This is a genomic window from Lysobacter sp. yr284, from assembly GCF_900107375.1.
Taxonomy (GTDB): domain Bacteria; phylum Pseudomonadota; class Gammaproteobacteria; order Xanthomonadales; family Xanthomonadaceae; genus Lysobacter.
The window spans coordinates 120,994-129,801 of sequence record NZ_FNPT01000014.1 but is presented as its reverse complement, the minus strand read 5'-3'; the positions used below and the strand labels follow the sequence as shown (position 1 = coordinate 129,801).

The 8,808-nt window shown below is 70.5% G+C and carries 8 protein-coding genes; 3 read left to right on the top strand and 5 right to left on the bottom strand.

The annotated features are described in order from the left end of the window. Nucleotides 1-570: 570 nt before the first annotated feature. The 5 genes from BLV01_RS18440 to tsaA form a co-directional block, all read right to left on the bottom strand. On the bottom strand, nucleotides 571-1,941 hold the full coding sequence (locus tag BLV01_RS18440) for an amino acid permease (RefSeq protein ID WP_091803194.1): 1,371 nt from the start codon (nucleotides 1,939-1,941) through the stop codon (nucleotides 571-573). 202 nt (nucleotides 1,942-2,143) lie between these two features. Further along, nucleotides 2,144-2,905 (bottom strand): ABC transporter permease, encoded by a 762-nt coding sequence (locus BLV01_RS18435; protein WP_091803192.1) that lies wholly within the window; start codon nucleotides 2,903-2,905, stop codon nucleotides 2,144-2,146. Beyond that, nucleotides 2,902-3,885, bottom strand: coding sequence for an ABC transporter ATP-binding protein (locus tag BLV01_RS18430; RefSeq protein WP_091803189.1), 984 nt, complete (start codon nucleotides 3,883-3,885; stop codon nucleotides 2,902-2,904). The genes BLV01_RS18435 and BLV01_RS18430 overlap by 4 nt, the downstream gene beginning before the upstream one ends. A gap of 252 nt (nucleotides 3,886-4,137) precedes the next feature. Next, a complete protein-coding gene (locus BLV01_RS18425; RefSeq protein WP_091803186.1) occupies nucleotides 4,138-4,644 on the bottom strand; it encodes an SRPBCC domain-containing protein in 507 nt (168 codons plus the stop codon). A gap of 240 nt (nucleotides 4,645-4,884) precedes the next feature. Then, nucleotides 4,885-5,415, bottom strand: coding sequence for a tRNA (N6-threonylcarbamoyladenosine(37)-N6)-methyltransferase TrmO (tsaA, locus tag BLV01_RS18420; protein ID WP_091803183.1), 531 nt, complete (start codon nucleotides 5,413-5,415; stop codon nucleotides 4,885-4,887). Nucleotides 5,416-5,732: 317 nt separating this feature from the next. On the opposite strand from tsaA, the gene BLV01_RS18415 reads away from it, so the two are divergent. The 3 genes from BLV01_RS18415 to BLV01_RS18405 all read left to right on the top strand — a co-directional run bounded on the left by BLV01_RS18415 (nucleotide 5,733) and on the right by BLV01_RS18405 (nucleotide 8,680). Continuing rightward, a complete protein-coding gene (locus BLV01_RS18415) occupies nucleotides 5,733-6,107 on the top strand; it encodes a YciI family protein (RefSeq protein WP_091803180.1) in 375 nt (124 codons plus the stop codon). Nucleotides 6,108-6,221: 114 nt separating this feature from the next. Then, a complete protein-coding gene (locus tag BLV01_RS18410) occupies nucleotides 6,222-8,219 on the top strand; it encodes a beta-propeller domain-containing protein (protein ID WP_091803178.1) in 1,998 nt (665 codons plus the stop codon). A 59-nt stretch (nucleotides 8,220-8,278) separates the two neighbouring features. Further along, a complete protein-coding gene (locus BLV01_RS18405; RefSeq protein WP_091803175.1) occupies nucleotides 8,279-8,680 on the top strand; it encodes an excalibur calcium-binding domain-containing protein in 402 nt (133 codons plus the stop codon). The last annotated feature ends 128 nt before the right edge of the window (nucleotides 8,681-8,808 follow it).

Sequence of the window (8,808 nt, the reverse complement as noted above, 5' to 3'; positions counted from 1 at the left end):
CTGTAGGAGCGGCGCGAGCCGCGACCGCGACAACGCAACTACGACGAAACTTTCACCGCATCTGCGCTGGCGCGGTCGCGGCTTGCGCCGCTCCTACAGGGGGCGTGCCGCGGTGGGTTCTGCCTTTGGGTGTTCGTACGTGCGATGACAAGCGAACATCAAGGGCTTCCGTCCGCAAGCGGCCGGGTCACTTTCTTTGTCCAAAGCAACAAAGAAAGTAACCAAAGAAAGTGCTTTTTCTTTTTTGGATTCAAGGGCCCTTGTTGCTGCCCGGGGCGCGGGGCCGCGCCATAAGGGGCATCCTGCCCCATGGCGCGCGTGCGCATCCATGCGCACGCCCTGCGGGGCTGCGAGACGTGTGCTTCGCGTGGGGTTGCGTCCGAGCGAACGACAACGGCAATGGCAATGGCAATGGCAACGGCAACGGCAACGGCAACGGCTAGATTTTTTGGGTTCCGGCCTTCGCCACATCAACGGCCGGACAAGGCAGAACATCGCTCCGCCACCAAAACGCAAAGCGGCGCGGGCCTTCGCCCGCGCCGCTTGCGTGCGGCTGCGCTGCGGCGACGCTTACGCCGTCGCGGCGCGCCGGTGGAAGCCCAGCGCGTAGAACAGCACGGTCAGCAGCACCAGGAACGCCGGGCCGACGATCAGCGCCACCCGGGTGTCGGGGAAGTACGCCATCAGCCCGATCACCAGCACCAGGAACGCCAGCGCGATCCACGAACCGACCGGGAACATCGGCGCCTTGAACGCCAGCGCATCGCGTTCGGCCGGGCTCAAGCGCGCGCGGAACTTCATGTGCGCCACCAGGATCACGCCCCAGGTCCAGATCGCGCCGAAGGTGGCGATGGAGGTCACCCACACGAACACCTTGGCCGGGGCCAGATAGTTCGCCGCCACGCCGAACAGCAGCGCCACCACCGACACCAGGATCGCCGCGCGCGGCACGCCGCCGGGCGAGGTGCGCGCGAACAGCGCCGGCGCCTGCTTCTGCTGGGCCAGGTTGTAGAGCATGCGGCCGGTGCTGAAGATGCCGCCGTTGCACGAGGACAGCGCGGCGGTCAGGACCACGAAGTTGATGATGCCGGCGGCCTCGCGGATGCCCAGGCGCTCGAAGGTCTGCACGAACGGGCTGCCGGTGGTGCCCAGTTCGTTCCACGGGTACAGCGACAGGATCACGAACAGCGCGCCTACATAGAAGATCACGATCCGCCAGAACACCGAGTTGATCGCATCGGGGATCGACTTGGCCGGGTTGGCCGCCTCGCCCGCGGTCAGGCCGATCATCTCCACGCCCAGGTAGGCGAACATCACCATCTGCAGCGACATCAGCACGCCCTGCGCGCCGTTGGGGAAGAAGCCGCCGTGCGCCCACAGGTTGGAGATGCCGATGGCCACGCCGTTGTTGCCCAGGCCGAACACGATCATCGCCAGGCCGCCGAGGATCATCGCGACGATGGTCACCACCTTGATCATCGCGAACCAGAACTCGAACTCGCCGTAGGCCTTGACCGTGATCAGGTTGACCGAGCCCATCGCCACCAGCGCGGCCAGCGCCCACGCCCATTGCGGCGAACCGGGGAACCAGACCTGCATGTACACGCCGACCGCGGTGATCTCGGCCACGCAGGTCACCAGCCACAGGAACCAGTAGTTCCAGCCGGTCAGATAGCCCGACAGCGGGCCGAGGTAGTCGCGCGCGTAGCGGCTGAAGGAACCGGCGACCGGGTTGTGCACGGCCATCTCGCCGAGCGCGCGCATGATGATGAAGATCGCACCGCCGCCGAGCAGGTAGGCCAGCAGGATGCCGGGGCCGGCGAGCTTGATCGCGTTGGCCGAGCCCAGGAACAGGCCGACGCCGATCGCGGCGCCCAGCGCCATCAGGCGGATGTGGCGCTCGCTGAGGCCGCGGTGGAGTTGCTGGTGGTCGTTGGGCATCCGCGGTGGCTCCGGCTGCGGTCCGGCGCGACGACCGCGCTGCGCTCAACGCGGCCGGGCCGGGACCGCCGCAGCATACTCCGCGGGTTGGGTATACGGCAGGGTTCGGATGGGATGGGGGCCCGGCGCTGGAGAGCCCCTCTCCCGCTTGCGGGAGAGGGGTTGGGGCGAGCGCGCGCGTCGATCGGCTACAGCGCCACACTCAGCTCTTGAGCTTGTACCCCGTGCGGAAAATCCACCACACCGCCACCAGGCACAGCACCATGAACCCCGCCGTCATCCCCACGCTGAGCCCGATGTCCACGTCCGACTTGCCGTAGAAGCTCCAGCGGAACCCGTTGACCAGGTACACCACCGGATTGAACAGCGACACCGAGCGCCAGAACGGCGGCAGCATGTCGATGGAATAGAAGCTGCCGCCGAGGAACGTCAGCGGCATCACGATCATCATCGGGATCATCTGCAGCTTCTCGAACCCGTCCGCCCACACGCCGATGATGAAGCCGAACAGGCTGAAGGTGACCGCGGTCAGCACCAGGAAGGCCACCATCCACAGCGGGTGCACGATCTCGAAGTCGACGAAGAACCGCGCGGTGATCAGCATCAGCGTGCCCAGGATCACCGACTTGGTCGCCGCCGCGCCGACGTAGCCGCAGATCGCCTCGATGAACGACACCGGCGCCGACAGCAGTTCGTAGATCGTGCCCGACCACTTGGGCAGGTAGATGCCGAATGACGCGTTGGAGATGCTCTCGGTCAGCAGCGACATCATGATCAGGCCCGGCACGATGAAGGCCGCGTAGCTGACCCCGCCGATCTCGACCATGCGCGAGCCGATCGCCGAGCCGAACACGATGAAGTACAGCGACGTCGACAGCACCGGCGTGGCGATGGACTGCATCAGGGTGCGGAAGGTGCGGTGCATCTCGAAGAAATAGATCGCCTTGATCGCATGCAGGTTCATGCCCGCGCCTCCGTCGCCGCGCGCGGCTTCTTGACCAGGCTGACGAAAATCTCTTCCAGCGAGCTCTGCTCGGTCCGCAGGTCCTTGAACTCGATTCCGAGCTCGGCCAAGCGCTTCAGCAGCGCGGCGATGCCGGTGTCCTCGGCCTGGGCGTCGAAGGTGTAGACCAGTTCGTTGCCGCCGGCCGACAGCGCCAGCGCGTCGCCGGCCAGTCCCGCCGGCAGCGCGGCCAGCGGCGCCTGCAGCTGCAGGGTCAGCTGCTTCTTGCCGAGCTTGCGCATCAGCGCGCGGGTGTCCTCGACCAGCACGATCTCGCCCTTGTCGATCACCCCGACCCGGTCGGCCATTTCCTCGGCCTCCTCGATGTAGTGCGTGGTCAGGATGATGGTGACGCCGTTGTCGCGCAGGCGCGAGACCATCGCCCACATCTCGCGGCGCAGCTCCACGTCGACGCCGGCGGTGGGCTCGTCGAGGAACAGGATGCGCGGCTCGTGCGAGAGCGCCTTGGCGATCAGCACGCGCCGCTTCATGCCGCCGGACAGGGCCATGATCTTCTCGCCGCGCTTGTCCCACAGCGCCAGCTCGCGCAGCAGTTTTTCCAGGTAGGCCGGATCGGGCGCCTTGCCGAACAGGCCGCGGCTGAAGCGGACCGTGTCCCACACCGTCTCGAACGCATCGGTGTGCAGTTCCTGCGGCACCAGCCCGATCGCCGCGCGCGCGGCGCGGTAGTCGCGCACGATGTCGTGGCCGTCGGCCAGCACCCGGCCCTCGCCGGGATTGACGATGCCGCAGACGATGCTGATCAGGGTGGTCTTGCCGGCGCCGTTGGGGCCGAGCAGGGCGAAGATCTCGCCGCGGCGGATGTCCAGGTCGATGCGCTTGAGCGCCTGGAAACCGCCGGCGTAGGTCTTGGTCAGGCCCTGGATCGACACGATGGCGTCGGCGGCGGGCGCGGGGGAAGCGGGGGTCTGTGGCGGCATGGCGGCTCCGCGGTCGCCGCGCGCGGCGCGGCTGTGGAGGTGGCGCGGCGCCGGGAGCGGCGCGGCGAAAGACGGTCGGTAACGGTAGAGACCGGGCGCTGCGATGGTAACGGCGCCGGCGCGCGCGGCGCGTGTGGGTAACGCCGCACGGATGGAACAGTGCGGGCGCGCTGCGACGGCCGCCAGGGTGGTTTGTCAGGCGCTCAAGGCGATGTCGCCGCCGCGGCAGGCGGCCGCGGCGGCGTACGCCGCTCAGCGCTCGGCGAGGTAGGCGTCCAGGCGTTCGAACGAATCGCTCCAGCCCGGCACCGTGCCCATGTCCTGCGCCAGTTCGCACTCCTCGCGGTCGGGGAACACGATGGCCACGGTCAGCAGGGTCTCCTCGGGGCCTTGTTCGGCGAAATCGACGGTAACTTCCGAGGGCTGCGGCGGGCGCTCGTCGTCCCAGTCGTCGGTGTAGACCAGCCGGTCCGGCTCGAGGATCTGCCGGTACACGCCCTTGATCGGATACTCGGCGCCGTCGGGGCCGACCATGCAGATGCGGAACTGCCCGCCGACGCGCACGTCCATCTCGCGCACCACGCTGCGAAAGCCGTGCGGGCCCCACCAGCGGGCGACGTGGACAGGATCGGTCCAGGCCAGGAACGCCAGGTCGCGCGGGGCGTGGATGATGCGTTGCAGGGTGATGCTGCGCTCTTCGATACGGTGGGTCGTGCGCGCGGGCGCCACCGCGAGCGTGCTGGAACCGTCGGACGTCATGTCGGAACTCCTGAGCGAGGAAACGCCGCGCCGCGGCCCCCGACGCTGCGAAGCCGGGGCGAACCGAAGCCGGACGGCACGGACCGCAAATGGTTTGGATCGATCTTATGTAGAGCTGTGGTAGTTAACCGGTTGGGAAACTAGCGCCGGGGCCACGCTCCGTCAAGGCAGCGGGCCACAGCATGCATACCCGCGTCCCAAGGCTTGAGACGCGAATCGGCGCGTCGGCGTTGCAACGCCTCAGGCGCCCGGCGCCGGGCGCCGCGGCCGCTTGGGCCCGGGCGCGGAATGGCGGCCCTGGTCGGCGTCGAGGCGGTCGATCCAGCCCGCGCGCGAACCGGCGAAGGCATCGGCGTAGGGCACGTACGGCTTGATGTCGAGCACCGGCGTGCCGTCGAGCAGGTCGACCCCGCGCAGCACCAGCGCGCCCTCTTCCACCGCCACCAACTCCACCGCCGACAGCCCCAGCGGATTGGGCCGGTGCGGCGAACGCGTCGCCAGCACCCCGCGCTTGGGCCCGCCGCGCGGCGGCTTGACCTGCGCGTTCCAGCCCTGGCTGCGGTGGAACGCGAAGATCAGCCAAATCCGCTCGAACCCGGCCAGGTCGGCGTACGCCGCCGGCGGCAGGTCGGCGACGAACTCCAGCCGCGCCTGCACCGCCGCGCCGCTTTCGGTCCCGGCCACCACCGTCGACTGGTGCGGCGCGTCGATGCGCTGGGCGTAGGGCGAGCGCAGGTAGGCGATGGGGCGGCAGACGAACTCGGCGGACATGGGCGGGACGGCTTCGGTGGGAGGGCTGCTTTTATGGGAAGGGCTGCTTTTTGTGGGAAGCGCTGCTTTTTTTGTGGGAGGGACTGCCTTTGTGGGAGGGACTTCAGTCCCGACGCTTTCCGCCCAGCCCCGGACATAGTCCCATGCAGCGCCTCGCCAGCGGAAACCGAAGCGTCGGGCTGAGGCCCCTCCCACAAAGGCCGCGTCCCCCGGCACTCGCCCCGGCAACTGAACCCGCATGCGTTTTGTCACTGCATGACGCTGCGCCCACGGCGCTATCCTGCGCAGCGAACGCCCGCCCCGCTGCCGAGGTCCCGATGAAATTCCTGGTGATGATCTACAACGACGATTCGCTGATCGAAGCCCTGCCCGACGGCGAGTACGCGACCATGATGCGCGGCTGCATCCGCCACGCCGACCAGATGCGCGAGAGCGGCCAGCTGGTCGATTCGCAGATGCTGGCGCCGCCGGCGCAGGCGGTGTCGCTGCGCACCCGCGGCGGCCGCACCACCTTCATGGACGGCCCCTTCGCCGAGGCCAAGGAATATCTGGGCGGTTTCAACCTGATCGAGGCGGCGGACATGGACGAGGCCGTGCGCATCGCCCAGGAGTTCCCGTGGAGCCGTACCGGCCGGATCGAGGTGCGCCCGGTCGCCGATTTCGAAGCGGTGCGCCAACACTTCGACGCCTGAGCGGGCCGGCGGCGCGCGCGCCGCCGACCCCATGGCGCCGACACGGACGTTGATGGCGATACCTGCCGCGGCCGCCGGCCGCGACGCCCTCGCCCGGACCACAAGGACGACCCCATGAAATCGCTGTTCGCCGCGGCGCTGTCCGCCGCCGCCCTGCTCGCCCTGGCGGCCCCGGCTGCCGGCCGCGCCGCCACCCCGGCCGAGCCGGCCCGGCCCGCCGCCGCCGCCGCCGCCGCCGCCCTCAAGCCGTTCGCCAGCGAAGGCGACTTCCGCCGCGCGATGGCGCGCCTGGTCAAGCCCGGCGCCAACCGCCGGCACTCCCCGCCGCCGCCCGCCCCGGACGCGCCCGCCGCGCCGGCGCAGTCGGCCCAGGCGCCGATCACACTGAGCAGCAACGCTCTGGAATCGATCACGGTCACCGGCTCGCGCATCGAGTCGCCGTCCATCGAGTCGCCGTCCGCCGACACCATCACCAACGTCCAGACCCAGGGCGTGGACGAAGGCGACATCGTCAAGAAACAAGGCGACCACCTGATCGTCCTGCGCCGCGGCCGTTTGTTCGTGCTCGACACCGGCGGCGACCGCCTGCGCGCGGTGTCGTCCATCGACGCCTTCGCCCCCGGCTCCGATCCCGCCGACACCTGGTACGACGAGATGCTGGTCGCCGACGGCACCGTGGTGGTGATCGGCTACAGCTACGGCCGCGGCGGCACCGAGATCGGCCTGTTCGACCTGCAGGCCGACGGCGGCCTGCGCTATCGCGCCACCTACCAGCTGCGCAGCAGCGACTATTACTCGGCCCGCAACTACGCCAGCCGCCTGATCGGCAAGACCTTGATCTTCTACGCGCCGATGTCGCTGGACGACTACGAAGCCGAGCAGCCCGGCGCGCACCTGCCGGCGCTGCGCCACTGGCGGCCCGGCGCGACGCCGGCCGACTTCCGCCGCATCCTGCCGGCCACCGCGATCTACGCCAGCCCCGGCCAACTCGACCCCGGCGACGTCGCGTTGCACGCGGTGACCCAGTGCGAACTCGGCGGCCCGCGCATGCGCTGCCGCTCCGCCGCGGTGCTCGGCCCGGACAGCCGCACGTTCTACGTGTCCGAGGACGCGGTCTACGTCTGGACCTCGCGCGACCCCGATCCCGACCGCCCCGGCCAGCCCAACGCCGCCGTGTTCCGCATGCCGCTCGACGGCCGCCCGCCCAGCGCGCTGCGCGCCAGCGGCGCGCCGGTCGACCAGATGTCGTTCCTGCAGCGCGACGGCTGGCTCAACGTGCTGGTCGGCAACGACGCCGAAGGCGAGGCGATGTGGGCGTCGCGCACGCGCACCGGCGACCTCGCGCTGCTGCGCGTGCGCCTGAGCGAGTTCGGCGACGGCCGCGGCATCGCCCGCCGCGCCGCCTACCGCCCGCTGCCGCAGGCCAACGTCTACGATTACGACCTGCATGCGCGCTTCATCGGCGACTGGCTGGTGTTCGGCTTCGGCGGCTACTGGGGCGACAAAGACGACGTCGACGTGAAGCGGGCCTATGCCCTGCGCTACGCCCGGCGCGAGCCGCCGTCGGTGTTGCGGCTCCGCCACGCGGTCGAGCGCGTCGACGCGCTGGGCCAGGACGCGATCCTGATCGGCACCGACCGCGACGACGAAGAACAGGTCGGCACTCGCGCGTTGCATTTCACCAGCGTGCGCCTGGGCGCCGCACCGCGCGTGGCCGGCCACTACCTGCAAACCGACGCGGTCCAGGGCGACGACCGCAGCCACGGCTTTTTCTATCGCCCCGAAGACGCCGACAACGGCCTGCTGGGGCTGCCGGTGATCGGCGCCGGCGACGCCGACGGCGGCAATGCCCGCGTATTGTTCCTGCGCAACCGGCGCCTGAACCTGAGTGCGGCCGGCGCGCTGGCCGCCGGCGCCGGCGCCGCCCGGCGCCGCGACGACGGTTGCGTGGTCAGCTGCGTGGACTGGTACGGCGACGCCCGCCCGATCTTCGCCGGCACCCGCGTCTACGCCCTGCTCGGCTACGAGTTGGTCGAGGGCCGGCGCGACGGCGGCCGCATCGTCGAACGGCGGCGGGTGGACTTCTCCCCGCGCGCCAAGGTCGCGCCCTGAGCCGGCCGCGCTGACCGCTTCGCGTCCCCCACTGCGTTGACGCGCAGACGGGGGACGCGATGAAACCGATCCACGCACGGCGCCGGCGCGCCGCACTGGCCGCTGCGCTCGCACTGCTCGCCGCCACGCCGCTGGCCGCGTCCGCGCACGGCGGCGGCCTGGACAAACACGGCTGCCACCACGACCGCAGCAACGGCGGCTACCACTGCCATCGCGGCGGCGCGGCGGCGCCGGGCGCGGCAGCGCTGGCGGACCAGGGCCGCACCGGGCTGCGACCGCCGGACCGGCACGGCGCCCGCCCGACGCCGGCCGGCGCCGGCGCCGGGCACAACGCGCGCGGCGACGCCGTCTATGGCAACTGCGCCGCGGTCCGAGCCGCCGGCGCGGCGCCGCTGCTGCGCGGCGAACCGGGCTATTCGCGCCGGCTGGACCGCGACGGCGACGGCCGCGCCTGCGAATGATCCGGCCGCGCACGGCCCCAGGAGCGGTCGCGGCGAACATCGTGAACTGTCGCCAACACCGCCCCGGCCGCACTGGCCTGGGGCGCGCGGCAGGCGGAGAATCGGTGCCGAACCCTTTCCCGGAGAGC

What these genes read in the sequence shown, in the direction of transcription:
- BLV01_RS18440 (WP_091803194.1), bottom strand. Translation starts at nt 1,941, where the DNA reads ATGCCCAACGACCACCAGCAACTCCACCGCGGCCTCAGCGAGCGCCAC.
- BLV01_RS18435 (WP_091803192.1), bottom strand. Translation starts at nt 2,905, where the DNA reads ATGAACCTGCATGCGATCAAGGCGATCTATTTCTTCGAGATGCACCGC.
- BLV01_RS18430 (WP_091803189.1), bottom strand. Translation starts at nt 3,885, where the DNA reads ATGCCGCCACAGACCCCCGCTTCCCCCGCGCCCGCCGCCGACGCCATC.
- BLV01_RS18425 (WP_091803186.1), bottom strand. Translation starts at nt 4,644, where the DNA reads ATGACGTCCGACGGTTCCAGCACGCTCGCGGTGGCGCCCGCGCGCACG.
- tsaA (WP_091803183.1), bottom strand. Translation starts at nt 5,415, where the DNA reads ATGTCCGCCGAGTTCGTCTGCCGCCCCATCGCCTACCTGCGCTCGCCC.
- BLV01_RS18415 (WP_091803180.1), top strand. Translation starts at nt 5,733, where the DNA reads ATGAAATTCCTGGTGATGATCTACAACGACGATTCGCTGATCGAAGCC.
- BLV01_RS18410 (WP_091803178.1), top strand. Translation starts at nt 6,222, where the DNA reads ATGAAATCGCTGTTCGCCGCGGCGCTGTCCGCCGCCGCCCTGCTCGCC.
- BLV01_RS18405 (WP_091803175.1), top strand. Translation starts at nt 8,279, where the DNA reads ATGAAACCGATCCACGCACGGCGCCGGCGCGCCGCACTGGCCGCTGCG.